General features: G+C 42.1%; 21 protein-coding genes. 11 read left to right on the top strand and 10 right to left on the bottom strand.

Annotated features, from left to right (window positions below):
* The first annotated feature begins 201 nt into the window (after positions 1-201).
* Positions 202-1,563 (top strand): serine hydrolase, encoded by a 1,362-nt coding sequence (locus tag V7L07_RS32305; RefSeq protein ID WP_335063910.1) that lies wholly within the window; start codon positions 202-204, stop codon positions 1,561-1,563.
* Positions 1,564-1,964: 401 nt separating this feature from the next.
* Here V7L07_RS32305 and purT read toward each other — a convergent pair whose 3' ends face one another.
* Positions 1,965-3,128: a formate-dependent phosphoribosylglycinamide formyltransferase gene (purT, locus tag V7L07_RS32310; RefSeq protein ID WP_335063592.1), complete on the bottom strand. Its 1,164-nt coding sequence runs from the start codon at positions 3,126-3,128 to the stop codon at positions 1,965-1,967.
* Positions 3,129-3,192: 64 nt separating this feature from the next.
* Positions 3,193-3,675 carry a pentapeptide repeat-containing protein gene (locus tag V7L07_RS32315; RefSeq protein ID WP_335063594.1) on the bottom strand — a complete coding sequence of 161 codons (483 nt, stop codon included), beginning with the start codon at positions 3,673-3,675 and terminating at the stop codon, positions 3,193-3,195.
* A 510-nt stretch (positions 3,676-4,185) separates the two neighbouring features.
* Here V7L07_RS32315 and V7L07_RS32320 point away from each other — a divergent pair.
* Positions 4,186-5,967, top strand: coding sequence for a M61 family metallopeptidase (locus tag V7L07_RS32320; RefSeq protein ID WP_335063596.1), 1,782 nt, complete (start codon positions 4,186-4,188; stop codon positions 5,965-5,967).
* Positions 5,968-6,040: 73 nt separating this feature from the next.
* On the opposite strand, the gene pyk is transcribed toward V7L07_RS32320, so the two are convergent.
* On the bottom strand, positions 6,041-7,810 hold the full coding sequence (gene pyk, locus V7L07_RS32325) for a pyruvate kinase (protein ID WP_335063597.1): 1,770 nt from the start codon (positions 7,808-7,810) through the stop codon (positions 6,041-6,043).
* Positions 7,811-8,194: 384 nt separating this feature from the next.
* On the opposite strand from pyk, the gene crtR reads away from it, so the two are divergent.
* Positions 8,195-9,085: a beta-carotene hydroxylase gene (gene crtR / locus V7L07_RS32330; protein WP_334777967.1), complete on the top strand. Its 891-nt coding sequence runs from the start codon at positions 8,195-8,197 to the stop codon at positions 9,083-9,085.
* Positions 9,086-9,101: 16 nt separating this feature from the next.
* Here crtR and V7L07_RS32335 read toward each other — a convergent pair whose 3' ends face one another.
* A complete protein-coding gene (locus V7L07_RS32335; protein ID WP_335063599.1) occupies positions 9,102-9,329 on the bottom strand; it encodes a DUF433 domain-containing protein in 228 nt (75 codons plus the stop codon).
* 252 nt (positions 9,330-9,581) lie between these two features.
* Between V7L07_RS32335 and V7L07_RS32340 the strand changes: the two genes are divergently transcribed.
* Positions 9,582-11,612 carry a tetratricopeptide repeat protein gene (locus tag V7L07_RS32340; RefSeq protein ID WP_335063601.1) on the top strand — a complete coding sequence of 677 codons (2,031 nt, stop codon included), beginning with the start codon at positions 9,582-9,584 and terminating at the stop codon, positions 11,610-11,612.
* Positions 11,613-11,764: 152 nt separating this feature from the next.
* On the top strand, positions 11,765-11,992 hold the full coding sequence (locus tag V7L07_RS32345; protein ID WP_335063603.1) for a type II toxin-antitoxin system Phd/YefM family antitoxin: 228 nt from the start codon (positions 11,765-11,767) through the stop codon (positions 11,990-11,992).
* 57 nt (positions 11,993-12,049) lie between these two features.
* On the opposite strand, the gene V7L07_RS32350 is transcribed toward V7L07_RS32345, so the two are convergent.
* The 5 genes from V7L07_RS32350 to V7L07_RS32370 all read right to left on the bottom strand — a co-directional run bounded on the left by V7L07_RS32350 (position 12,050) and on the right by V7L07_RS32370 (position 17,925).
* Positions 12,050-12,280: a hypothetical protein gene (locus tag V7L07_RS32350; RefSeq protein WP_335063605.1), complete on the bottom strand. Its 231-nt coding sequence runs from the start codon at positions 12,278-12,280 to the stop codon at positions 12,050-12,052.
* A gap of 23 nt (positions 12,281-12,303) precedes the next feature.
* Positions 12,304-12,552: a DUF6887 family protein gene (locus V7L07_RS32355; protein ID WP_335063607.1), complete on the bottom strand. Its 249-nt coding sequence runs from the start codon at positions 12,550-12,552 to the stop codon at positions 12,304-12,306.
* Positions 12,536-12,757: a DUF6888 family protein gene (locus tag V7L07_RS33600; protein WP_409339952.1), complete on the bottom strand. Its 222-nt coding sequence runs from the start codon at positions 12,755-12,757 to the stop codon at positions 12,536-12,538. Before V7L07_RS33600 ends, V7L07_RS32355 begins: the two co-directional genes overlap by 17 nt.
* Before the next feature lie 57 nt (positions 12,758-12,814).
* Positions 12,815-16,438: a HEAT repeat domain-containing protein gene (locus V7L07_RS32365; RefSeq protein WP_335063610.1), complete on the bottom strand. Its 3,624-nt coding sequence runs from the start codon at positions 16,436-16,438 to the stop codon at positions 12,815-12,817.
* A 548-nt stretch (positions 16,439-16,986) separates the two neighbouring features.
* The gene (locus V7L07_RS32370) at positions 16,987-17,925 is read right to left on the bottom strand and encodes an NAD(P)-dependent alcohol dehydrogenase (RefSeq protein WP_335063612.1); all 939 of its coding nucleotides are present in this window, start codon (positions 17,923-17,925) and stop codon (positions 16,987-16,989) included.
* Between the two features lie 319 nt (positions 17,926-18,244).
* Between V7L07_RS32370 and V7L07_RS32375 the strand changes: the two genes are divergently transcribed.
* The gene (locus V7L07_RS32375; protein WP_335063614.1) at positions 18,245-18,667 is read left to right on the top strand and encodes a XisH family protein; all 423 of its coding nucleotides are present in this window, start codon (positions 18,245-18,247) and stop codon (positions 18,665-18,667) included.
* Positions 18,649-18,990 carry a XisI protein gene (locus tag V7L07_RS32380; RefSeq protein WP_335063615.1) on the top strand — a complete coding sequence of 114 codons (342 nt, stop codon included), beginning with the start codon at positions 18,649-18,651 and terminating at the stop codon, positions 18,988-18,990. The genes V7L07_RS32375 and V7L07_RS32380 overlap by 19 nt, the downstream gene beginning before the upstream one ends.
* A gap of 61 nt (positions 18,991-19,051) precedes the next feature.
* Here V7L07_RS32380 and V7L07_RS32385 read toward each other — a convergent pair whose 3' ends face one another.
* Positions 19,052-19,630, bottom strand: coding sequence for a Uma2 family endonuclease (locus V7L07_RS32385; protein WP_335063617.1), 579 nt, complete (start codon positions 19,628-19,630; stop codon positions 19,052-19,054).
* 1,376 nt (positions 19,631-21,006) lie between these two features.
* Between V7L07_RS32385 and nifB the strand changes: the two genes are divergently transcribed.
* The 4 genes from nifB (at position 21,007) to nifU (ending at position 25,164) form a co-directional block, all read left to right on the top strand.
* On the top strand, positions 21,007-22,452 hold the full coding sequence (nifB, locus tag V7L07_RS32390) for a nitrogenase cofactor biosynthesis protein NifB (protein WP_335063619.1): 1,446 nt from the start codon (positions 21,007-21,009) through the stop codon (positions 22,450-22,452).
* A 118-nt stretch (positions 22,453-22,570) separates the two neighbouring features.
* Complete coding sequence (locus V7L07_RS32395; protein ID WP_335063621.1) at positions 22,571-22,927, top strand: indolepyruvate ferredoxin oxidoreductase subunit alpha; 357 nt, start codon at positions 22,571-22,573, stop codon at positions 22,925-22,927.
* A 30-nt stretch (positions 22,928-22,957) separates the two neighbouring features.
* Entirely contained in the window at positions 22,958-24,166 is a 1,209-nt protein-coding gene (gene nifS / locus V7L07_RS32400) for a cysteine desulfurase NifS (RefSeq protein ID WP_335063623.1), read from the top strand.
* A gap of 98 nt (positions 24,167-24,264) precedes the next feature.
* A complete protein-coding gene (gene nifU / locus V7L07_RS32405; protein WP_335063625.1) occupies positions 24,265-25,164 on the top strand; it encodes a Fe-S cluster assembly protein NifU in 900 nt (299 codons plus the stop codon).
* Positions 25,165-25,355: the final 191 nt, after the last annotated feature.

The following is a 25,355-nucleotide window of genomic DNA, read 5'->3' on the forward strand; positions in this document are numbered from 1 at the left end:
AAATCTTTATTTCCCAATAATCTGGAATTTTGAGCAACCGTAGAGGATCGCGGAAAGCTTATATACTGATTAAATTAAACACTTGTTTTAACAGATGCTTTTTCGTATAAGCGCATAATTTACAAAAATTTTTATAATTGTGCTTTAATAGTGGCGGCTTTTGTTCGTTTAAAATCTTCCTCACACACAAAGCGATCGCTGATGCTACTCACACACAAAGAAAACATTGTAAAATTTAGCTGGTTTCTACCCAGCTTCTTAAGCTTGCTGCTGCTTGGTTCCACTGTTAAAGCTAATGGTGCGATGCCTGCGGCGGGCGTAGCCATCGCCAATTGGCATTTTGATAGCAATCGAAATCATCTGGACTTCACTACAGATAAGAATGTTCAACCGAAAGTACAATTACTTAACAACCCGACTCGTTTGGTAATTGATTTGCCTGGAGTTACATTAAGATATCCGCAGACTAATCAAAGAGTGGGGCCAGTAATTCAAAATATTCGCATCGAGCAGTTTAACGCAGAGACTACCCGCATGGTAGTTGCTTTAGCACCTGGTTACACCTTTGATTTAGCACAGGTGCAACTGCAAGAGGAATCCCCCAATCATTGGTCTGTGCAGTTACCCAAGCCAATACAACAGACTGCAATCCAGCCGCAATATCTAGAAATAACTCCGAGTATTTCTCCAAGAGTGAATGATAATAGCACTCTCTTTGCTGGCGTAGTTCCGATGCATTCACCAATGAAAGCGCTGGAACCTCAAATTAAAGCCTTGATGAATCGCTACAGTTTTCTGAAAACAGGAATGTTTTTTCTGGATTTGGATACTGGGGATTATTTGGATATTGGAGGCGATCGCGTTTTCCCTGCTGCTAGTACAATCAAACTGCCAATACTCATCGCCTTTTTTCAGGATTTAGATGCAGGTAAAGTCACCCTTCAGGAAAATCTGACGATGCGGCGTGACTTAGTTACCAATGGTTCTGGAAGTATGCAGTATGAACGAGTTGGTAAGAAGTACACAGCTTTGGAAACCATCACTAAGATGATTACCATTAGTGATAATACCGCCACCAACATGATTATCGATCGCTTAGGTGGAGCGGCGAAACTAAATCAGCGTTTCCGTAGTTGGGGACTGAAAGACACAGTAATTCGGCATCTTTTAGCTGACTTGAGAGGAACCAACACCACAAGTTCTCAAGATATGGCGCGGGTGCTGGCTTTGGTTGTGAATAACAAGTTAGTTTCGCCACAAAGTCGGGAGCAAGCCTTAGATATTCTGCGCCATACCACAATTCACACACTGCTTCCCGCAGGTTTGGGGAAAGGTGCTGTCATCGCCAACAAAACTGGAGATATCGGCTTTCTCATTGGCGATGCGGGATTTGTAACTATGCCCAATGGTAAGCGCTACTTAGCTTCCATTTTCGTTACCCGTCCCTATAAAGACACCAGGGGGAGAGACTTTATTCGTCAAGTTTCCCAACTTGTTTACAATTACCTGAATCAGATGAATCCGGTTGCTGCGGTTAATTCATCTTATGGTGTTACGAGATAGCGGTTGGAAACCGCGTCTACACAAACAAAACCCACCTTCGTGGGTTAAAAAACCTTAATTTTCCCTTAGTCCGCCTCGGCGGACTTTGCCTGTATAGCCCAATACGGTTCAGTTAAGCATTTATTTCTTCCCTTTGCGTCCTTTGCGTCCTTTGCGGTTCGTCAAAAAAATTGACTTTGGCAAAAAGTTTTAGCCTTATAACAATTCTGTATGAAGATGCGCTAAACCATATAAAGAAAAACGTAGACGCGGAGCGGCTTGCCGTAGGCTACCGCAAAGGCGCAAAGGACACAAAGAAAGAAAATTTGGCGCAGCCTCACAAATAAATGGTATTAACTGAACTGTATTGCTGTATAGTAGCGAATTCCATTCGCCCAGGCTTACTTAAGCCCCTATAGTAATTAGATAATTGTGATTTTACTTGCAGCTTTCGTAGCCTTTTCTCTAGCCTCTTGGATATTCACACCCTTCGCCAAAGCTACGCCCATTCGCCGATATGGATGAGCATTAGGTTTACCAAATAATTTAATATCTACATCTTTTTCTGACAAAGCATCGGCGACACCAGCAAAAGCAATAGAATCAGATTTTTCTGAAGCTAAAATCACCGCGCTGGCTGAGGCTCCTAGCTGTTCTATATGAGGAATTGGCAAGTCTAAAATAGCTCGTAGATGTAATTCAAATTCATTGAGATTTTGTGAGATTAACGTCACCATTCCTGTATCATGGGGTCTGGGAGAAAGTTCCGAAAAAATCACTTCATCTTTGGTAATGAAAAATTCAACGCCAAAAATTCCGGCTCCTCCTAAAGCATCAGTGATTTTTATGGCTATTTCTTGAGCTTTTAATATCTTGTCTTCAGAAATTTCTGCGGGTTGCCACGATTCTTGATAATCTCCTCGTTCTTGGCGATGACCAATAGGAGAACAGAAAATTGTGGGTGCATTCCACTGTTTAATTGTCAATAAAGTTATTTCGATTTCAAAGTTAATAAATTCTTCGACGATGACTTTTTGACTGTCACCTCTAGAATTGGCAATGGCATAATTCCAAGCCTTCTCAACCTCACTCTGATCCGGCACTACAGACTGACCTTTCCCAGAGGATGACATCACAGGTTTAACAACATTGGGAAAGCCAATTCTATCCGAAACTGCAATCAATTCTTCTAGAGTTGTTGCATAACCATATTTAGCTGTTCTGATGCCTAATTGTTGATGTGCCAGTTCCCGAATTCTATCGCGGTTCATTGTATAATTAGTAGCAGCCGCAGTTGGTATAACTGTAATCCCTCGCTGTTCAAATTCGATCAGTTTTTCTGTTCTGATTGCTTCAATTTCTGGTATAATTATATCTGGCTGGTGTTTTGTCACTACAGCTTCTAAATCATCAGCACTGAGCATAGAAATAACTTCATAAGCATCAGCAACCTGCATCGCCGGAGCATTGGCGTAGCGGTCAACAGCAATCACATAATTACCAAGACGTTGAGCCGCGATCGCAAATTCTTTGCCTAGTTCTCCTGAACCCAGCAACATCAATTTTTGGGGTAACTTAATACTCATTAACTTATCCAGTCAATTTCAACTCAATAATCTTATAATTTTTTGTGTTTTAATTACCGTCTTCTCAAGAATTAAATCTAGCTCCGCGTAGTTGTAAATCTTGACGTTGTAGATAATCTAAACCAGTACCCACGCCAAACTCACACTTATCCACGAGAGTCTCTAACCAAATAGTCTCATTCAAAGTTGCACCTCGCAAATCTGCATTTCTCAAGTCAGCTTTCGTAAAATTTACAAATAAGAGGTCTGCATTGACTAAACTACTACCTTGTAGATTAGCTTCTGATAAGTTTCCGCGAATGAAGTTGACACCATCTAAAATTAAACCAGATAAATCGGCTCCAATAAGATTCGGAAACTTTAACTGACTTGGATACTTTAAAAACCGCATCATACAAATGATATTGGCTTCATTGAGTTGTATTTTAGTTAAAAAATCATAACGAGCTATGCCCATCTGTTTAAGAAATTGTAGACGCTGCGAGGGACTTTGTTCTAAAAAATGAATGGCTTTGTGGCGTAAGTCTTGATTAGGGATATTTAACATAATTCTTCGATTTTAACGATGTTAGATCCCCGACTTATTTAAGAAGTCGGGGATCTAATTTAACGTCCTACCAACAATGCTTTCGTAGCAGATTTGCCTGCTAATTTTACCCTCCTTGCCAACTGGAAGTTTAACAACGCTAGAACACTCAACTCAGCTAGAAATGCCATAAAAATTGTTGTCACCCCAGAGTCAATACAGTTCAGATAAGAGAAAAAGATTTGTAGAGACGGCGATTTATTGCGTCTCGAAAACCCAAAACTTTTGCCAGTAGCCCTTAACCCAAGCGTATTGACCCTAGAGTATTCTATAACTAGTTGGATCAGTTCTAAAACTTGATGCGGCTTTTGATTAACACTTAACCTAGCCTTTTCTAAAGCTTTTGTCAGGCTGGTTTCAGAAATTGAAACTGGCTTTTAGAAAATTGGGGCTACTAAATTCTGAATTCTTCTTCGGTAAATTTGTCATGATGGGAAAAATTACCCATCTACTATTAACTCAGCACACAAGATGACTGAAGCAACAGCAACTCGTCCTAACACCTACATTCAGGAAACCGGGCCAACGATTCATTACCTGGTGGCAATGTCCCAACCAGAAACCCATCTGTTTGAGGTGACTTTACGCCTTGTGGATTACCACTCGCCGATTCTCGATTTAAAACTGTCGGTGTGGACACCCGGTTCCTACTTAGTTCGAGAATATGCCAAGAATTTACAAGATTTTGTGGCTTTTGCAGAGGATAAACCTTTATCTTGGCGGAAGATTAGTAAAAACCACTGGCAGGTAGACAAAACAGGTATTTCAGAATTAACTGTACGTTACCGCATTTTTGCAAATGAGCTATCGGTACGGACAAATCACCTCGATACCACTCACGGTTACTTCAACGGTGCGGCACTATTTTTTAGAATACCAAGCTGGGATAAGCAACCCATTCGCGTTACTGTCGTACCACCACGCCCAGAATGGCAGGTAACTACTGCCTTACCACCCGTTGCTGAAGAAACAAATACTTTCTTAGCTAACGATTTTGATACTCTGGTGGATACTCCCTTTGAGATTGGTAGCCACCAATTGTATAAATTTGAGGCTTTGGGAAAACCCCATGAACTGGCAATCTGGGGGCAAGGTAATTACCAAGTGCAGCAATTGATTGCTGATATCCAAAAAATTATTCAGGTAGAAGCGCAGATGTTCGGCGGTTTGCCTTATGAACGATATGTGTTTCTGCTACATTTATTTAGCCAAGCTTTTGGTGGTTTGGAGCATAAAAATTCTTGCTCGTTAATTTACCACCGTTTTGGGTTTCGCCTTCAGGATAAGTACGATCGCTTTCTCCAATTAGTTGCACACGAGTTCTTTCACTTGTGGAATGTCAAGCGAATTCGCCCAAAAGCATTAGAGGTTTTTGATTACGATCAAGAAAATTACACACCATCATTGTGGTTTTGTGAAGGCACTACTAGTTACTATGACTTGTTAATTCCTTTGCGGGCGGGAATTTATGATGTTAAGTCATATTTGAATAACTTGGGTAAGGAAATTACCAGATATGAAACGACACCGGGGCGCAAAGTACAACCTGTTTCCGAGTCGAGTTTTGATGCCTGGATAAAACTCTATCGCCCAGATGCCAATAGCGGCAATTCCCAAATTTCCTACTATTTAAAAGGAGAAATGGTATCGTTGTTGCTGGATTTACTGATTCGCTCGACTCATAACAATCAGCGTTCCCTCGATGACGTGATGCTGAAAATGTGGCAGCAATTTGGACAAGATGAAATTGGCTACACCCCAGAAGAGTTGCAGGAAGTTATAGAATCTGTTGCCGGCATCGATTTGACTGATTTCTTTAAACGCTACGTTGATAGTACTGATGATTTGCCTTTCAATCAGTATTTAGAACCCTTTGGCTTGCACTTGGTAGCTGATCAGCAAGAAGAACCTTACTTGGGTGTGAAAATAAATACAGAGAATGGGCGAGAGATTATTAAGTTTGTAGAGACTGCATCACCTGCACAAGTAGGCGGAATTGATGCAGGTGATGAGTTGTTAGCAATTGATGGAATTAAGCTAGCGGCGGGTGGCTTAAGCGATCGCCTAAAAGATTACCAACCAAGGGACACCATTCAAGTTGCAGTGTTCCACCAAGACGAACTGCGTACTTATTCCATCACCCTCACCTCACCACGTCCAATGAGATATCAAGTAAAACCTGTTGAACATCCTAACTCTACCCAGCAGCAAAACTTTGCTGGATGGCTTGGGGCTGCGATCGCAACTGTTTAATAAAGGGCATGGGGCATTGGTATTGGGAAAACTCTTCTCCATGTCCCCAATCCCCAGTCCCCAGTCCCCACTCCTAAGCCGTTCTCACCGCCCCAGAGTAAATCAAACCCCGTTGCAGATCGAGCGTTATAATTGCCCCATCGCGAATCACCTGCGTTGCCTGCTTCACGCCGACAATCACTGGTACACCGAGACGTAAGCCAATCACTGCCGCGTGACTTGTGAGACTTTCTTCTTCGGTAATAATCCCGGCAGCTTTCCGAATTGCTTCAACAAAATCGGCACTAGTGCGGGATGCAACCAAAATATCTCCATGATTAAAGTTACTCACATCCATACCAGTATTTGCCACCCGTGCGCGACCACTTACTGAACCTTGTCCCAAGCCAATTCCGTGACCTAGTACCGCCGTTACCACCTCTACCTTAATCAAATCTGTAGAGCCAGAAACCCCCTGGAGTGTGCCAGCAGTCATCACTACTAAGTCTCCCTGAGATAGTAACTTAAGCTCTTGAGCCACGTTAATCGCAGCTTGAAACGTTTGACCAGTGGAAGGTAATCCTAACACCAACAGCGGCTTTACTCCCCACACCATCTGTAGCTGTCGCGCCACATTTACATGGGGTGTCACTGCCAAAATCGGTGTATGAGGACGAAACTTAGAGACATTGCGAGCTGTTGCCCCGGTTTGGGTTAAGGTCATAATTGCTGCTGCACCTAATTGTTCGGCAATTTGACCGACAGCTTGACTAATCGCATTAGGAATGGAGCGTCGGGCATCTCTCGTAGAACGTAGGTTTAAGTGTTGGGCTTCTTCCTGCTCCATACGTTCGGCAATTCGCGCCATTGTCGCCACTGCTTCTACAGGAAAGCTACCCACGGCGGTTTCGTTGGAGAGCATTACCGCGTCCGTGCCGTCTAAAATTGCATTGGCCACATCCGACACTTCAGCGCGAGTGGGACGGGGATTGCTCACCATGCTATCTAACATCTGAGTAGCGGTGATAATGGGAATTCCCAGGCGATTTGCTGTAGCAATTAGCCGTTTTTGGAGTACGGGAACATCTTCTGCTGGCAATTCCACCCCTAAATCGCCTCTGGCAACCATCACGCCATCACACAAAGCCAGAATCGCCTCCATTTGTTCAATGGCTTCGTGCTTTTCAATTTTGGCAACCACTGGCACTTGCTTGCCTGTACTAGAAATTAGTTCTTTAATTTCGATCATGTCCTGAGGATTGCGGACAAAGGAAAGTGCCACCCAATCGACACCCTGATCTAGACCAAACATTAGATCCTCTCGGTCTTTGTCGGTCATTGCCTTAATTGACAGGTAAACGCCGGGAAAGTTTACGCCTTTGTTGTTAGAAAGTTTACCAGGCACGGTAATGCGACAATGCAAATCACCTTTATCCCGGTTAATTTCCTCTACAACCATTTCTACTCGTCCATCATCGAGGAGGATTTTTGCGCCAACTGGGACTTCTTCGGCTAAATAATCGTAGGTGACACAGCTAATTTCTTGAGTACCTACCACCGGACGATTTGTCAAGGTGAAGCGATCGCCTTTTGCCAAAACTATAGACCCATTGTCAAACTTTCCTAAGCGAATTTTTGGGCCCTGCAAGTCTTGGAGAATAGCCACTGGCTGATTTAGTTCAAAAGCGGTTTGCCGAATTAAGCGAATACTACGCTGATGGTCGGCATGAGTTCCGTGGGAGAAGTTTAGCCGCAGCGTCGTGGCTCCCGCTTCAATAATCGCCTTGAGCATTTCAGGACTGCTAGTAGCGGGGCCAATAGTAGCGACAATTTTTGTTCGGCGCAGAGAATCTCTTAATTGCATAGGGGCTGAAGTTAGGGAGCTATCTGGGAAGTCATCGTAACTTAAGTCGCATCTCCTTTTCAGTCACTGCTATATCAATAAATAGATATAAGCAGTTAGAGAGAATTTATTGGAGAGTGGGGGCTGTGGGATAGACTAGATATACTACATCAATTTTTGTATCCATCCTCCCCACGAAGGAGTTTATCCCATAAACTTTTTGCCGATTGTCATACCCCACTTATCAGTAAAGACTAGTCCTCGTCTGGAATCATAACGTTATTCATCTGCTGATATGCAAAGCTGCGGATAAATATTGCTATACAAAACTTTGTAAATCTTTATTATTCACTAATATTGATCGTATATTCGTAATGTTTGATCGAGAAGGAGTCAATGTTAGAGATGATCGCATCGGAGGCACAAAAGCCACTGACAATCCCACCCAAGGAATTTTTAGCGCCTCCTGGTGATTTCAATCCCACGCTGCTGCTGTTTTCCGTAGCTGTGGCAATGTTGGTGTTATCCAATTTTGGTTACTGGCTTTGGGAATGGCCGCATTGGCTGTGTTTTAGCGTTAACACCATTGCATTGCATTGTGCTGGAACAGTAATTCATGATGCCTGTCACCAATCTGCCCATCGTAACCGTGTGATGAATGCGGTGTTAGGGCATGGTAGCGCTTTGATGCTAGCTTTTGCTTTTCCAGTATTTACGCGGGTGCATTTACAGCATCATGGTCATGTCAACCATCCCAAAGACGACCCAGATCATTATGTCTCTACGGGTGGGCCGCTATGGCTGATTGCAGTGCGGTTTTTGTACCACGAGGTATTTTTCTTTCAACGGCGACTGTGGCGGAAATATGAGCTACTAGAATGGTTTATCAGCCGTTTAATTATAGGCGCAATTGTTTACATATCAGTGCAATACCACTTTTTGGGTTATATTCTGAATTTTTGGTTTTTACCGGCTTTTGTGGTGGGGATAGCACTGGGATTATTTTTTGACTATTTGCCCCATCGTCCTTTTGCGGAGCGCGATCGCTGGAAAAATGCTCGCGTCTATCCGAACCCGATTCTCAATATCCTAATTATGGGACAGAATTACCACTTAATTCATCATTTATGGCCTTCTATTCCTTGGTATAATTACCAGCCTGCATACTATGTCATGAAGCCACTCTTAGATGAAAAAGGATGTTATCAAACTTCAGGATTGTTGCAGAAAAAGGACTTTTTTGAGTTTGTTTATGACATCTTTTTAGGAATTCGGTTTCATCATCACAAAGAATAGAGTTGTTGTATTAAGCTCACGTCAGCATTTCCTTTGCTAATTCTAGAGCGGCGTAGGCATAGCCCGTCGTAGACATCGCTTGTTCACGGCTGACACTGGGAAAGTGATCTAAAAACTCATCCAGTGAGTCACCCGCTTCTAGATAATCAAGCAAGGTTTTTATCGGCACACGAGTACCAACAAAAACAGGAGTTCCCCCCAATATATCGGGGTCGCTATGAACAACACGCGATGTGGTTGTCATATAGTTAACATGTGTTCGACAGACTACTTTCTGATCCTAACTCTCGTAGTCTCAGAAATCTCAGCATATATTTTATTATCCTTTTGCGGAGCGCGATCGCTAACTAAACGCCGTAATTCTGTATTAATATATGGACGAGACATTTTAAATACTTACTCCGCACTGATGTACTGACGAGGTTTTTTGCGATTTCTCTGGGGAATAGCTTGTAGTTAAGCGATAATAATTACATTTCCTAATGAAAGCATAGCTATGATCTGCTGCTTAAATCCAGATTGCCACAATCCGCCCAATAGCGATCGCACAATGTTTTGCTTCAACTGCGGTACAGGACTGGTAGTGCTGAGAAACCGCTATCGCCCGATTAAATCATTAGGTGGTGGGGGATTTGGTAAAACTTATTTAGCAGAAGATATAGACAAACTCAATGAGTATTGTGTCATCAAGCAATTTGCACCGCAAGTCCAGGGAACTGCCGCACTAAAAAAAGCCACAGAACTATTTGAGCAAGAAGCAAAGCAACTGCAACAATTAGGAAACCATCGCCAAATTCCCACACTATTGGCGTATTTTAACCAAGATAATCGCCTGTATTTGGTGCAGGAGTTTATCGACGGACAGAATTTATTAGATGAATTAAAACAGCAGGGAATTTTCAATCAGCAGAAAGTTAGAGAATTATTGCTCGATTTGTTAGATATTCTCAAAACAGTTCATCAACAGCAAGTCATTCACCGCGATATCAAGCCAGAGAATATCATTCGTCGTAGTGATGGGCAGTTAGTGCTGATTGACTTTGGTGCATCCAAACAATTGACAGCAACAGTGATGACACAAATAGGAACAACCATTGGTTCTTTTGGTTATGCGTCACTAGAACAAATGCAGGGAGGTAAAGCTTACCCGGCGAGTGATTTATATAGTGTAGGTGCAACTTGCTTTCACCTGTTGAGTGGAATTCACCCTTGGGAACTTTGGCAACGACAAGGTTATGGTTGGGTTGCTAGTTGGAGACAGTATTTGCAGCAACCAATAAGTGAGGATTTAGGGCGAATACTGGATAGATTGTTGCAAGAAGAATACCAGCAGCGTTATCAGTCAGCGACGGAAGTTTTACAAGCGTTAAATTCAGAGCCAATACCAGTAACTCAGCCTGTTACACCTCCAGTTACTCCACCACCTCGGCAAAAAAACTCTATTCCTATATATCTTATTGTTATTCCATTAATTGTATTGACGGGTGGTGGTGCTGTTTATTTGCTAAGACCGACAAATCCAGTAACAATAGAACAGAAAAGTAAAAGTGCTGAGACTTACTATAATGAAGGATTAGAAAAATACAACAACAAAGATTTTCGCGGTGCAATTGAAGACTATACCCAAGCCATCCAAATTGATCCTAACTATGCAAATGCTTACATGAATCGGGGTTTAGCTCGCTATGATTTAGGAGATAAGCAAACAGCAATTGAAGATTACAACCAAGCCATAAAAATTAATCCCAACTATGCAAATGCTTACATAAATCGGGGTTTAGCTCGTTATGATTTAGGAGATAAACAAGCAGCAATTGAAGATTACAACCAAGCCATAAAAATTAATCCCAATGATGCAAATCCTTACTACAACCGCGGTTTAGTCCGCTATGATTTAGGAGATAACCAATCAGCGATTGAAGATTACAACCAATCCATAAAAATTAATCCCAACTATGCAAATGTTTACATGGCTCGCGGTTTAGCTCGGTATAATTTAGGAAATAACCAAGCAGCAATTGAAGATTATAACCAAGCCATTCAAATTAATCCTAACTATGCAAATGCTTACTACAACCGAGGTTTAGCTCGGTATAATTTAGGAAATAACCAAGCAGCAATTGAAGATTACAACCAAGCCATTCAAATTAATCCCAACTATGCAAATGCTTACTACAACCGGGGTTTAGCTCGGTATAATTTAGGAAATAACCAAGCAGCAATTGAAGATTATAACCAAGCTATAAAAATTGATCCCAACTATGCAAATACTTACTATAACCGGGGTTTAGCTCGGTATAATTTAGGAAATAACCAAGCAGCAATTGAAGATTACAACCAAGCCATAAAAATTAATCCCAACTATGCAAATGCTTACTACAACCGGGGTAATTCTCAGTCTAATTTAGGAAATAAGCAAGCAGCAATTGAAGATTTTCGTAAATCTGCCGATTTGTATAAGCAACAAGGAAAAGAAAGTGACTATCAAGATGCTCTAAAACGCATTAAACAACTTGAGTTAGGTTAGCAACTCTGTGCTGAAGAAAATTCGCAACTTGAAAACCTAAGCCGTCTAATTCTGGATATAAACAATACTCGCATAGATGGGCGGCGTGATCGCGCAACAATGGTAAAGTCTATTCGTAATGCTATAAAATAATTAATTAAATGGTGATAGTTATGCAACACATTACGATTGACGCGGCATCACAACACTTACATGAATTAATCGCAGCAGCAATCAATGGCGAGGAAATTATTATTACCAAAGACGAACAGCCGATGGTTAAGCTAACTCCGGTGATTTCAGAAAAAAAACGCTCTCCTTTATTTGGTAGTGCCAAAGATTTGATTACAATATCAGATGACTTTGATGAGCCATTAGAAGAATTGCAGGATTATATGTAATGCAGGTGTTATTAGATACTCATACTTTGATTTGGTTTTTCCAAGGAAATGAAAATTTTAGTGAGAAGATGAGAGTGTTCTCCAGTTTTTTACTTGACCTTCAGCAATATCTTTTTTACCTATTTTAAAAGATTCAATAAATCCAGGGATATCAAGCAACTCTTGGGTAGCGTCTTCACTCTCCTTATCTGCTAGATATGCTAAAAAGTCAGCAACAAGTTGTAGGTGTTCTGAAGATAATACATCCAGATATTGGTTGATTTGCTGACGAACTTCTGTGTTGTTCATAATTTTTAGCCAATCTTTTATTCTTAACTTTGAGAATCTTGCTTGCTTTGATTTGCTTGCTCAATGCGTTGCCTAATTGCTTCTTCTGCAATGCGAATATTTTCTTCTATTGGCGTACCGTCTTCAGCTACCATTGGCCCGTACCATGTTGCTTCTGAATCAGGAGGATTACGGCGACTAAACAAGACACGAATAGCCTCATCATCATCTCGATGTGCAAGTATATAGGCTGTCAGTTCTTTGTTAGTCATTGCTTCAAAGTTCGGTTTCATTCAAAAACCTCCAGAGTCCACTAGGGGGTACGATAATTTCAATATTCTCGCCTGCCAAAATATACACATCTCTAGTTTGGATTTGAAACCGAAACAGGTGGATATCTTTGTAAGTGTTTGATAACATTTGGCAGACTCGCACACAGGCTTGTGCTTGTTCATTGGTTGGGTTTATTGTCTGTTCCTCAATTGTGACATAGATAATAGTAAGCTTTTTTTGCTTTGAGTTCTGTGATTGTCTTGGGCATAACTCAGCTTACATTTACCCTTCCCACTGCTTTAACTTCTTCTGAGCAAATTCCCGCACTTGCTCATCTGGGTCATTCTCTGTGCGATCGCGCAGCAGTGGTAAAGTCTTGGGATGCTGAGGAAATTGCTTAATAATTATCTCCAGCGCAATGCGCCGAGGGTTGATTTCCCATACGATTTTCCGTTTTTCTTGATGCTGAAAAGGGTCATTTACAGCACAGTTGTAGTAGATATCAAATAACTCAGGCTGATATTGGAAATATTTGCCTAATGCTTCCACTGCTGCACTCCGCACTTCGGCATGATCATCATTAGTAGCACTGTGTTTGAGGATGGCTAGGGTGTCGGGATCATCTTTATAACTGTCGGCTAATCCTTGCACCGCTATCCGGCGTACCCGCTCATAATCATCAGTAGTAGCGCAGTGTTTCAGGAATGGAAGGGTGTCGCAATCATCTGTGTAGTTGTAGACTAATCCTTGCACCACTGCTCTTTGCACCATCTCATCGCTAGCAGTGGCAAAGTGTTTGAGGATAGGGAGGGTGTCGGGGTCATCTTTGTAATTTTCGGCTAATTTTCCCACGGCTGTACTTCTTACACCCTGACGATCATCAGCAGTAGCGCAGTGTTTCAAGAATGGAAGGGTATCCGGGTGTTCCTTGAAGTTACTGGCTATTACGTATACTGCTTCACGTTGCAGATTCTCATCATTATCAGCAGTGGCGCGATGTTTGAGGAAGGGGAGAGTGTCAGGGTGTTCCTTAAAGTTGCTAACTATTGCATATACTGTTGCACTTCGCACACGCCAGTCATTATCAGTAGAGGCGAAGTGTTTGAGGATGCTAAAGGTATCAGGATCATCTTTGTAATTGTTGCCTAATGTTCGTACTGCTGCACTTCGCACACGCCAGTCATTATCAGTAGAGGTGCAGTGTTTGAGGATGCTAAAGGTATCAGGATCATCTTTGTAATTGTTGCCTAATGTTTCCACTGCTGCACTTCGCTTACGCCAGTCATCGAGAGTAGACCAGTATTTAATGATACTCAAAGTGTCAGGGTCTTCTTTAAAATAGGTAACTAATGGTGACAACGCTGTACGATGTATCCACCCATAATCATCACTAGTAGCGCCTTCCTTGAGGAAAGGGAGAGTTTCCGCGTCTTCTTTGTAACTGCTGACTAACGCTTCCACTGCTGCTTCTTTCACAACTGCATAAGCATCTTTGATGGCACATTCTTTGAGCAAAGGGAGGGTATCCGGGTCTTCTTTGAAATAGGTAGCTAATGCTGACAACGCTGCACTTCGCACATACTCATCGTCATCATTAATAGCACATTCTCTCAAAAAAGGGAGGGTGTTACGTTCTTCTGTCCAAATTACAGCAATTACTTTGACTGCGCGCGCGCGAATTTTATCGAATAGATTTGTGTATTCTACAAGATTCCTGAAGTAGTAGTAAGGCAAGTCATATTTAATTAAATCTTTTACTTGCTTCAGTAATTCATCTGCTGTTGACTCAATTACCCGACGATTCCTTACTTCTGCCAAACAATCAGCTGCTAAAAACAAGTTAACAAACTTTTCGTGTTCCCCATCTATCGCCATCAAATAAGTAATAATTTGCCCCACAAACTGAGTATCAATCATCCCTGCAATCAATCTCAAAACTTCATGCCAAGATTCATCCCACCAGTGCTTACCAAATACATCCTCTTTTAGGTTATCAATTGATAGAATTTGCGTTTCTTTAAACTGCCAGACAAACTCCCAAGCACAAAAATATTCTAAAAATGTCCGATGCACAAAAGCATAATAATCTGCACCCAGGAAACATAACATAAAGTTACGAGTCCGCAGTTGATTAATTATCACCCGCGCAACTTCTCTGGGTTTATCAAATTCTATGGTTTTGAGATAATCAGTCAGAACTTTGACTAAATCATTTTCATTAATCAAATTACCTGCCAAACCTTTATCACCAGTTTGCATAAGATAAGCAACCTGACGCAGCATCGCTTGCTTATCTTTATAATCAATCGTTTTGGGATCTAACCTCTTATCTTCTATCAAAACGCGTTCCACATCCCATTGATGTAGCAGTACCCGCGATGCTTGATCGTAAAGTGTAGCTCTATCTCTTGGTAGCTCTTGATTCCGATTAAGAATTGCCATCATCGTCAACAGCAGAGGATTTCCCGCCAATTCTGCAATAGATTTGGAAGCTGCAATTCCTCTTTGTAGCCGTTCCCGTTTTCTCACCTTATCTACTGCATCGGTAAAAGTTAACTCATGCCAACGGTAGATAAAATCCTGAATTTGTTCTGAGTCTAAATCTTGTAATATAAAGTGGCGAAACTCAGCATTAAGCAATCGTTGCGGTTTATAGCCAATAATCCGAGATGTGACAATTACCTGCACATCAGGATAGTCATTAGTAAAGCGATGAATATCAGTAATTACATCCTCTCGCTTACCAGGGTCAAATACCTCATCCAAACCATCAAACATTACTAAGGCATTACCAGCTTTTAATTGTTTATCTAGTTCAAGCTGATTGAGATGATGAACAGCACCACTACAGTTATGAAAAAATTCTAGAAAATTATTGCACTCTTTATCTTCCCGTCGCCGCATATAAGTGCGTAATTCAATTAGCAAGGGAATTGGTAATGAGATAACATTATCCAGTGGAGACTCTGCCCAATTCAAAGCCAGAAATTGCAATAATGTAGACTTACCTGAACCAGGATCGCCCAAAATCACAAGATATTTATAATCTTGCTTTTTATTGACAACATCTAATACTGAACGGATCGGCTGTTCAAAATAAACCCGTTTGTGGCGTTCTAATTCTTCTAATTCCACTTCTGCTTCTACTTGATCGCTTTCTCGCAGCCGTCTAAGATGTTCTTTAGGCAGTTCGTGAACTTGTGCTAAAACTTGATGAGTTTCCCGGACATTTTGAGCAGTAAAAATCCGCCATAATTTAAGTTCGTTATAGGCATAGCCGCTAGTATCTAAGCTATCTAACTTGAGATTGCCATAGCGTTCGCGGATTCCTTCTTGATATTTAACTAAATTAAAATCTACAATAACACCAGCAATTTCTTTGGTATTTATTTCAATATCAGATAAATTTTGTAATTCTAGGATATGGTGTAATTCTTTTGAATCTAAAAGAATTTCTTGGACTTGTATTAAATACTGTTCTGTAATTGATTGCCAGTTAAACTTAGATGGCAGAGGTTTTAATTGCAGCCTGTTCCAACTATCTTCTAGGGTTTTAGCATCTAGAGATTCACAATTAATATCAAAAGCCTTACCAAGAATTTCTGTAACCGATTTATCGCTGATAAATTTCTGGATGTCTGTGGTGTACTCTTTAATCTCAGCTTCAGTCAGTTTGCAACGAACCTTTAACTGCTGCTGCATGAGTTGCAAAAATTCCTTTAAGGCTTTACCAGCAGCAATTTCTATGTCTTCCTTCTTAAGTTTCTGGAAAATCTTGCCAGGAATGCCTTTTAATAAATCTTTAGCCCAATCTTTAGCAGCATCCTTGGCTAAGTCTTCCAGAATGGGTTTAAAAATCAACCCGGCGGCCTGAGTTACACCCCAATAAGCTAACCAGTCCAGCATAATACTCGCTTCTGTTGAGAGTTTGATTACGAGTATATCCACTAGCTGGAGTAATGTTTCCTGATTTCAGGGTGATTGCAGAAATATCACAGGTATCTGAAGAACCTCTCTCTAAATCTCTCTCCTAAAAGGAGAGAGACTTTGAATTTTCACCCTTTCTGCGTCGGGAAGAGCGTTAGAGGTTGTTTTAAAAGTAGTTAGGTGTGATTTTAGGCACTCATTGATCCCCCTTAACCCCCCTTAAAAAGGGGGGAACCGGAATCAAAGTCCCCCTTTTTAAGGGGGATTTAGGGGGATCTCCAAGGGTTAGGCGTATAAAAAAAACTTTTCAAACATCCTCTTAGGGGGTTAGGTTTTGCGTTGGTTTTTTAGATTAATTGGAAATTGCGATCGCCAAGATTTTCAGTAAAATGTACTAACCACACACCTAATCCTGATTATTAATCATCACACACATAAGGGCTTGCCAGGTCGTAGGATATATATTATTTTCCTCAATTGTGACACAAATGATATTAAGCCTTAGAGGGTGAAAAATCTCAGTTACCCTAAATGGCGATCGCAATTTTCCCCACTGCCCGCCCAGTTTCGCTATAATCATGAGCCGCCGCTAGTTCTTGTAAGGGATATGTGCGATCAATCACCACACGAATTTTACCAGATTCAATCAATTCTTTCAGATAAACTAAATCCTTCGCGTTAGGCTTTTCAAACACCGATTTGGCTTTTTGACCCGGAAGGAACGCTGTTAAGACGATCTCTAAGAAGACTTTCGGGCTGGGTACGGTTGTGATATAAACTCCGTTGGGTTTGAGAACTCTTTTGGTTTCTGAGAGCGATCGCTTACCCACTGCATCAAAGATAATGTCATACTGTGCTGTATCTGCGGTGAAATCCTGCTGCGTATAATCAATCACGCGGTCAGAACCCAGAGATTTCACCAAATCCAAGTTTTTGGTACTGCTAACTCCCGTCACCACTGCCCCTAAAGCCTTAGCAATTTGCACCGCAAAAATCCCTACACCACCCGCAGCGCCATTAATCAACACAGTTTGTCCTGTTTGAATATTTCCCTGATTTCGCAGTGCTTGTAGAGCCGTGAGCGCTGCTAAAGGCACAGCCGCAGCTTCTTCATAAGATAAATTCGTTGGTTTCAGCACCGCCAAGTTTTCTGGGATGGCTGCAAACTCCGCGTAACCTCCTCCAGGGAAGCTAGTACTGCCATAAATAGCATCTCCAGGTTTAAAACGCGTAACCCCAGAGCCAACCTTTACGACTTCTCCCGCTACATCAAATCCCAGAATCTTCGGAAATTTACTGCCGGTAATCAAACTCAACATCCCTTTGCGGATTTTCCAATCAATGGGATTGACGCTACTAGCATGAACTTTTACAAGTAACTGAGTTGGCTCAATTTTCGGCTGTTCCACATCTTCATAGTGCAAAACTTCAGTCGCACCATACTGACGAATAAGCACTGCTTTCATTGTATTCCTCCTGTTACCCTGTTTTCGTGAATGAACTTAGAGGATGTCTGAGAAGTATCAAATATTTCTTGATCCCCCCTAACCCCCCTTAAAAAAGGGGGAATAAGAGTCTCGAAGTCCCCCTTTATAAGGGGGATTTAGGGGGATCTCTAAGCGTTCAGTGTATACAAAAAACTTTTCAGACATCCTCTTAGACAGCTTATGACTACAGTGTAGCGATTTCTACGATTGGCTACGCCGGAGCATGGCATTTAACGAAGATGCTAGGCGCAGCCAGAAATTTCCTAAAATATCAATATCAGTCTAAGACTACACCTGTATGCCAGCTAGAGACATATATCATAATAGTGTCAAAAATGCTTTGATTAAAGATAAATGGATAATTACTCATGACCCACTGACTCTTAAATTTGGTAAAAAAGATTTGTATATTGATTTAGGTGCTAGACAACTTTTAGCGGCGCAAAAAGCAGAATCTAAAATTGCAGTTGAGATTAAAAGTTTTAGCGGTAGATCAGATGTTGATGATTTAGAAAAAGCGTTGGGTCAGTATATTTTATATCAGGATATATTGATTGAATTGGAGCCAGAACGAGTACTATATCTTGCAGTCCCTAACAGTGTTTTTGATGATTTATTTGAAGAACCTATCGGCAAACTGTTACTGAGAAATCATCGTTTAAAGCTGATTACCTTTGATCCAAAACAGGAGGTCATTAAACAATGGATTATACCAAGTTAGACCACTATCGCCAGGTGATTGAAACTATCCTCACTGAATATGCTTCACTACCTTATTCCTATGCCAAGATTCAATCAGAAGTGGTGTTCGATCGAAGCCGCGATCGCTATTTGTGGATGGATCTAGGTTGGGATGGCGATCGCCGCATTCATGGCTGTCTGGTTCATATTGACCTGATTGATGGCAAAATCTGGATTCAACGGGATGGCACTGAAGAAGGCATTGCCGCCGATTTAGAACGAGCTGGCATTCCTAAAGAACATATTGTTCTGGGGTTTCGTCCACCGGAATTAAGACCCTACACAGGCTATGCAGTTGCTTAAGGTGCGTAGGCGCACCCCGTCGTAGACATCGCTCTTTAAAAGTTAACACGGAACATTCTCTTTATTCTTCAGTGCTAAATACAACACCTTCATACAGCAATTCAATTGGGCATTCAAATTCAATGCTCGATAGAGTGACGATATCTCCAGCCGTGTAGGGATAGTAAAGCCACATCCTACCCTCACCTCGACAGTAACGCTCAACGGAGATTTGTTCCGAGTCAATCAAGATATATTCTTGCAAACTGGGGATTGTCAAATAATAAGTGAATTTTTCACCCCGATCTTTCGCGCTTGTACCTGGCGAAAGAACTTCAGCAATCAGCTTGGGATGTTGAATAAATTTGCGGGCATTGAGGTCTTGAGGGTCGCAACTGACAATAACATCAGGATAATAGTAGCGACTCTGGGGAGTAAGTTGCATTTTCACGTCTGACACATTCACTCGACAACCCCTGGAACGCAAATGAGGGTACAAGGGTCTGTAGAGATTTAGTGCAATGTCGTTATGGGGAATTGTACCGCCTGTCATAGCAAATACTTCGCCATTGGCATATTCGTAGCGAAGATCTTGCTGAGGTTCCCATTCTAGATATTCCTCAACGGTCATTTTTGGCGGCTGTTGGGCGATGGCTATCATAACTCAGATTTTTTCACGGTTGGTTTGATTGTAGCTAAATGACACTCTGACAATTCAGCGGTATCGGGAAAACCTCTCTTCTACTTCTCTCTTCCTTTAAGGCTACGGTGTACACACAAGTCTGAAATAGCTGAAAAACCCAAGGTTTTACCCCACCCTAACCCTCCCCGATATATTGGGGAGGGAACAAGATTTCTTGCTTTCCCTGGTTTTTAGTAGTATCCGTGTCAATATCAGATTTTCCTTATAAAGGGGAGGGAACAAGATTTCTTGCTTTCCCCCCAATACATCGGGGGGAGTAAGGGGGGTAACAACCGTAGCCTTTTAGAAGAGAGACTTTGAATTTTCCCCATTCCCGTGTCGGGAATGGGGTTTTTCGTTAAGGTTTGTAGTGAGCAATTCAGAAAATTCATTGCGATCGCACAATCATGTTAGATTATAGTTTGTTGTTTCTCTTAAACACAAAATCTGACAGTTTCCTACCCATCTCCTCATTGTGGGAATGAAAAAAAGGAGTTAAAAGTTAAGTTTTTTGAAAATGATATGCAGCAACACACCTATTTTCATTACCTCATATCGCCGATCAGACAAGACTTACAACCACAACTGAATATGCTTGTCAAAGCAAAAATTAAAAAAATATGAATTGCATTTTTACCCTCAAAAAAATGATATGTTAGATACAGAATTGAATTTCGCACGTTTCTGGAGTAGAACGATATAGACTACTCCAGTTTTTCACCCTCAAACCCTTGGCATTGATTGCTTTTGACGGAAATTGAGGGCAATCTGAGTACACATTTAAATAACCCAAACCCAGTTTCAATTTAGTTAAAGTTATTGCTAGGGTTGGGTTTTGACTGAGTACAAAGAAATCCTGAACCCCTATCTATAAACACTAGAACCCCAACCAAAAAATACTAGAACCCCTACCTGAAAAAAACTTTTTTAATTCTTGTAATGCTTGAAGAATTAGGGTTTTTAGTATTTGAGTACAAAAGTAATAAATCCAATAAATTCTATCCTAGAGAGACGCAATATCTAGCTGGGAGACGGCTGCTATAAATCTTATATCGCCAATCACTTAACGCTCTGAAACAAAACAAAGCGAAAAGTGAGTGGAGGGATGACATAGCACCATGCCTGAAGTGAAGAGAAGTCGCGGCTGTAAGCACCAATTCTACCCAAGAACCGAACGTTGACACACACCAGCCGAACATCAGATATCTATCGCCTGCCTGACTTGAAAACAAGTCGCCCGAACCCAAGGGTTTGCAGGCAGTGTGGAAGACGCGACTTCAATTCTGGGCATGAAAGAGTAGCAACAGCATCTCCCACAGTGGCAGCCGAGTCCACCGACCTTTTTGCGAAATTCAATGACATCACCGTCTACACGACTCCTCAACTCTAACGCTACGGAATCGCCAACCCAAGCAAAATCCGGTGGTTGCGGCTGCGACAGCAACAGCAGCGCCACCGTGGAAAGAGACGAAAAACTCCAAGAACGCATTGCTAAACATCCCTGCTACAGCGAAGACGCTCATCACCACTATGCCCGGATGCACGTTGCAGTTGCACCAGCTTGTAACATTCAATGCAACTATTGCAACCGCAAATATGATTGCGCTAACGAAAGCCGTCCTGGAGTAGTTAGTGAATTGCTAACACCAGAAGAAGCTGCACACAAAGCTTTGGTCATTGGTGGCAAGATTCCCCAAATGACAGTTGTGGGAATTGCTGGCCCTGGTGACCCATTGGCGAACCCAGAAAAAACTTTCCGCACATTTGAGTTGATTGCAGCGCAAGCACCAGACATCAAGCTGTGCTTATCAACCAATGGTTTAATGCTGCCAGATTACATCGATCGCATTAAACAATTAAATATAGATCACGTAACGATCACCATTAACATGGTAGATCCAGAGATCGGTGCTAAGATTTATCCTTGGGTTCACTACAGACGCAAGCGTTATAGAGGCATTGAAGGCGCGAGAATCCTCCACGAAAGACAGATGGAAGGATTGCAAGCCCTCAAAGATGCAGATATCTTGTGCAAAGTCAACTCTGTGATGATTCCCGGAATTAATGACCATCACTTAGTTGAAGTGAATCGAGTCATCCGTGAAAAAGGTGCATTCTTGCACAACATCATGCCATTGATTTCTGCACCAGAACATGGCACACACTTCGGTTTAACCGGGCAACGCGGCCCCACACCCAAAGAACTCAAAGAAGTTCAAGACAACTGCTCTGGTAACATGAAAATGATGCGCCACTGTCGCCAGTGTCGTGCCGATGCAGTCGGATTGTTAGGAGAAGACCGCAGCCAAGAGTTTTCTAAAGAGAAATTCTTGGAAATGGCTCCCGAATATGACATAGAACAACGCGCTACTGTTCATGAAGGAATTGAGAAGTTTAAAGAAGAACTTAAAGTAGCCAAAGATAAGGCGCTAGCCGGTAAGAAAATTGTCAACAGTCCGAAAGTTCTAGTTGCAGTAGCAACCAAAGGCGGCGGATTAGTTAACCAACACTTCGGTCATGCGAAAGAATTCCAAATTTACGAAGTGGGTGGAAACGAAGTTCGCTTTATCGGTCATCGCAAAATTGACCAATACTGCCAAGGTGGATACGGCGAAGAAGCTTCTTTTGAGCATATTATGAAAGCGATCGCAGATTGCAAAGCAGTTTTAGTCTCTAAGATTGGTAACTGTCCTCAAGAAAAATTGCAAGAAGCTGGAATACAGACAATTGAAGCTTACGACGTAATTGAAAAGGTTGCTTTGGAGTTCTACGAGCAATACGTTAAGGAATTAGGGAATTAGGGATTAGGGACTGGGGACTGGGAATTAAGGAAGAATTTTCCCAATCAATACCCAGTAACCAGTATCGATTACCCAGTACCCAATCCCCAGTACCCAATCCCCAAAAGGAGAATAAATCATGGCTTACAAAATTCTTACTAGCCAGTGTATTTCCTGCAATCTCTGTCTAACGATATGTCCCACAAATGCAATTAAAGTGGTTGAAGGACAGCACTGGATTGACCCTGAACTTTGTACAAACTGTATTGGTAGTATTCATACCGTGCCCCAGTGTAAAGCTGGTTGTCCCACCTGCGACGGTTGCGTTAAGCAGCCTAGCGATTATTGGGAAGGCTGGTTTGCTAATTACAACCGCGTAGTCGCTAAATTAACAAATAAACAAGATTACTGGGAACGTTGGTTTAACTGCTATTCCCAGAAATACTCTGAACAGTTGCAAAAGCGCCAACCCCAAAAAATGGCAGCAGAAGCTTAAATAATTCGTAATTCTTAATTGAAGACAACAATGCAAAATAACTGCATCTATCTTGATAATAATGCCACCACTAAGGTAGACCCAGAAGTTGTAGAGGTAATGTTACCTTACCTCACAGATTATTACGGCAATCCCTCCAGTATGCATACCTTTGGTGGGCAAGTCGGTAAAGCAGTGAGAACCGCAAGAGAACAACTTGCAGCCATCCTGGGAGCCGATGAGTCTGAAATTGTCTACACAAGTTGCGGTACTGAGGGAGATAATGCGGCGATTCGAGCCGCACTGTTAGCGCAACCAGAAAAGCGACACATCATCACCACCCAAGTTGAACATCCAGCAGTACTGAATGTCTGCAAACAATTAGAAACCCAAGGTTATAGTGTTACCTATCTATCAGTAAATCATCAAGGGCAGCTGGATCTAGATGAACTAGAAGCTTCCTTAACGGGTAACACCGCCTTGGTGACAATTATGTATGCTAATAACGAAACTGGCACGGTTTTCCCAATTGAGCAAATTGGGTTGCGCGTCAAAGAATCTGGCGCTATCTTCCATGTAGACGCGGTGCAAGCTGTGGGAAAAATCCCCTTGAATATGAAGACTAGCACCATCGATATGTTAACCCTGTCTGGTCACAAGCTACACGGGCCCAAAGGAATTGGTGCTTTATATATTCGGCGCGGGGTGCGGTTCCGTCCCTTCATGATTGGGGGACACCAAGAGCGCGGACGTAGGGCGGGAACTGAGAATGTTCCAGCAATTATCGCCTTGGGCAAAGCTGCCGAACTAGAACTATTACACTTAGAAGAAGCGATCGCCAGAGAAAGAAAGCTGCGCGATCGCCTCGAACAAACTTTACTAGCTAAAATTCCTGATTGTGTAGTCAATGGTGACGTTACGCAGAGATTGCCCAACACCACAAATATCGGCTTCAAGTATATTGAAGGTGAAGCTATCTTACTATCCTTGAATAAATACGGTATCTGTGCATCATCCGGTTCTGCTTGCACCTCCGGTTCTCTAGAACCTTCCCACGTCCTGCGGGCAATGGGCTTACCCTACACAACTTTGCACGGTTCTATCCGCTTCAGTCTTTGTCGCTACACAACCGAAGCCGAAATCGATCGAGTAATAGAGGTAATGCCCAGTATTGTAGAACGTTTACGCGCCCTCTCACCCTTCAAAAATGATGATGCGGGTTGGTTGCAAGGACAAGAGCAAGCATTGGCGCATCGTTAATTAGGGAATAGGGAATAGGGAATAGGGAATAGGGAATAAAGAATTTACTACTCCCCACTCCCCACTCAGCACTCAGCACTCATTACTCAGCACTAAATATGTGGGACTACACCGATAAAGTATTAGAACTGTTTTACGATCCCAAAAACCAGGGAGCAATCGAAGAAACGGACGAAATTGGAGTTAAGGTTGCAACGGGCGAAATCGGTAGCATTGCTTGCGGCGATGCTCTGAGATTGCACCTGAAAGTGGAAGTAGAATCTGATAAGATTCTAGATGCTCGTTTTCAAACCTTTGGCTGTACTAGTGCGATCGCATCTTCTAGTGCATTAACCGAAATGATCAAAGGTTTGACCTTAGATGAAGCCCTGAAAGTGTCCAATAAAGACATTGCAGATTACCTGGGTGGTTTGCCAGAAGCAAAGATGCACTGCTCTGTCATGGGACAAGAAGCCCTAGAAGCCGCTATCTATAACTATCGTGGCATACCTCTAGCTACCCACGATGATGATGATGAAGGTGCATTAGTTTGCAGTTGCTTTGGCATCAGCGAATCTAAGATTCGTCGCGTGATTCTAGAAAATCATCTCACGGATGCCGAACAAGTAACAAATTATGTAAAAGCTGGTGGCGGATGCGGTTCCTGTCTGGCGAACATTGATGATATTATTAGATCAGTTCAACAGGAATACGCCTCACCTGCTCTCAACAATTACGGCGTAAAAGTTGCCACAGAAATTGTTACATCTAAGGAACGAGCGCTAACCAACGTCCAAAAGATTGCTCTAATTCAAAAGGTTCTTGATGAAGAAGTCAGACCCGTACTCATTGCAGATGGGGGAGATGTAGAACTCTATGATGTCGAAGGCGATCGCGTTAAAGTTGTACTGCAAGGTGCTTGCGGTTCCTGTTCTAGTAGTACAGCAACTCTCAAAATTGCGATCGAAGCCAGATTACAAGATCGTGTCAGCAAGAGCCTTGTAGTCGAAGCAGTTTAGGAATTGCTGTAGGACTTAACGTATTCTACAAATACGCCCTAATATGCATTCAGCCAGGAACAGAAAGTAGGATTTGAATTGAATCATTGTCTCCACTCAATGCTTCATCCCAATTCGCCAAAAGAAAGATACAGATTGAAATCTAACTTATCTTTTTTACGAATTACGTAGACACCCGAAGGATCGCTCCC

This window comes from Nostoc sp. (genome assembly GCF_036916985.1).
GTDB lineage: Bacteria > Cyanobacteriota > Cyanobacteriia > Cyanobacteriales > Nostocaceae > Nostoc.

Excerpts from the sequence above, each read along its gene's own strand:
- V7L07_RS32305 (WP_335063910.1), top strand. The coding sequence starts at position 202 with ATGCTACTCACACACAAAGAAAACATTGTAAAATTTAGCTGGTTTCTA.
- purT (WP_335063592.1), bottom strand. The coding sequence starts at position 3,128 with ATGAGTATTAAGTTACCCCAAAAATTGATGTTGCTGGGTTCAGGAGAA.
- V7L07_RS32315 (WP_335063594.1), bottom strand. The coding sequence starts at position 3,675 with ATGTTAAATATCCCTAATCAAGACTTACGCCACAAAGCCATTCATTTT.
- V7L07_RS32320 (WP_335063596.1), top strand. The coding sequence starts at position 4,186 with ATGACTGAAGCAACAGCAACTCGTCCTAACACCTACATTCAGGAAACC.
- pyk (WP_335063597.1), bottom strand. The coding sequence starts at position 7,810 with ATGCAATTAAGAGATTCTCTGCGCCGAACAAAAATTGTCGCTACTATT.
- crtR (WP_334777967.1), top strand. The coding sequence starts at position 8,195 with ATGATCGCATCGGAGGCACAAAAGCCACTGACAATCCCACCCAAGGAA.
- V7L07_RS32335 (WP_335063599.1), bottom strand. The coding sequence starts at position 9,329 with ATGACAACCACATCGCGTGTTGTTCATAGCGACCCCGATATATTGGGG.
- V7L07_RS32340 (WP_335063601.1), top strand. The coding sequence starts at position 9,582 with ATGATCTGCTGCTTAAATCCAGATTGCCACAATCCGCCCAATAGCGAT.
- V7L07_RS32345 (WP_335063603.1), top strand. The coding sequence starts at position 11,765 with ATGCAACACATTACGATTGACGCGGCATCACAACACTTACATGAATTA.
- V7L07_RS32350 (WP_335063605.1), bottom strand. The coding sequence starts at position 12,280 with ATGAACAACACAGAAGTTCGTCAGCAAATCAACCAATATCTGGATGTA.
- V7L07_RS32355 (WP_335063607.1), bottom strand. The coding sequence starts at position 12,552 with ATGAAACCGAACTTTGAAGCAATGACTAACAAAGAACTGACAGCCTAT.
- V7L07_RS32365 (WP_335063610.1), bottom strand. The coding sequence starts at position 16,438 with ATGCTGGACTGGTTAGCTTATTGGGGTGTAACTCAGGCCGCCGGGTTG.
- V7L07_RS32370 (WP_335063612.1), bottom strand. The coding sequence starts at position 17,925 with ATGAAAGCAGTGCTTATTCGTCAGTATGGTGCGACTGAAGTTTTGCAC.
- V7L07_RS32375 (WP_335063614.1), top strand. The coding sequence starts at position 18,245 with ATGCCAGCTAGAGACATATATCATAATAGTGTCAAAAATGCTTTGATT.
- V7L07_RS32380 (WP_335063615.1), top strand. The coding sequence starts at position 18,649 with ATGGATTATACCAAGTTAGACCACTATCGCCAGGTGATTGAAACTATC.
- V7L07_RS32385 (WP_335063617.1), bottom strand. The coding sequence starts at position 19,630 with ATGATAGCCATCGCCCAACAGCCGCCAAAAATGACCGTTGAGGAATAT.
- nifB (WP_335063619.1), top strand. The coding sequence starts at position 21,007 with ATGACATCACCGTCTACACGACTCCTCAACTCTAACGCTACGGAATCG.
- V7L07_RS32395 (WP_335063621.1), top strand. The coding sequence starts at position 22,571 with ATGGCTTACAAAATTCTTACTAGCCAGTGTATTTCCTGCAATCTCTGT.
- nifS (WP_335063623.1), top strand. The coding sequence starts at position 22,958 with ATGCAAAATAACTGCATCTATCTTGATAATAATGCCACCACTAAGGTA.
- nifU (WP_335063625.1), top strand. The coding sequence starts at position 24,265 with ATGTGGGACTACACCGATAAAGTATTAGAACTGTTTTACGATCCCAAA.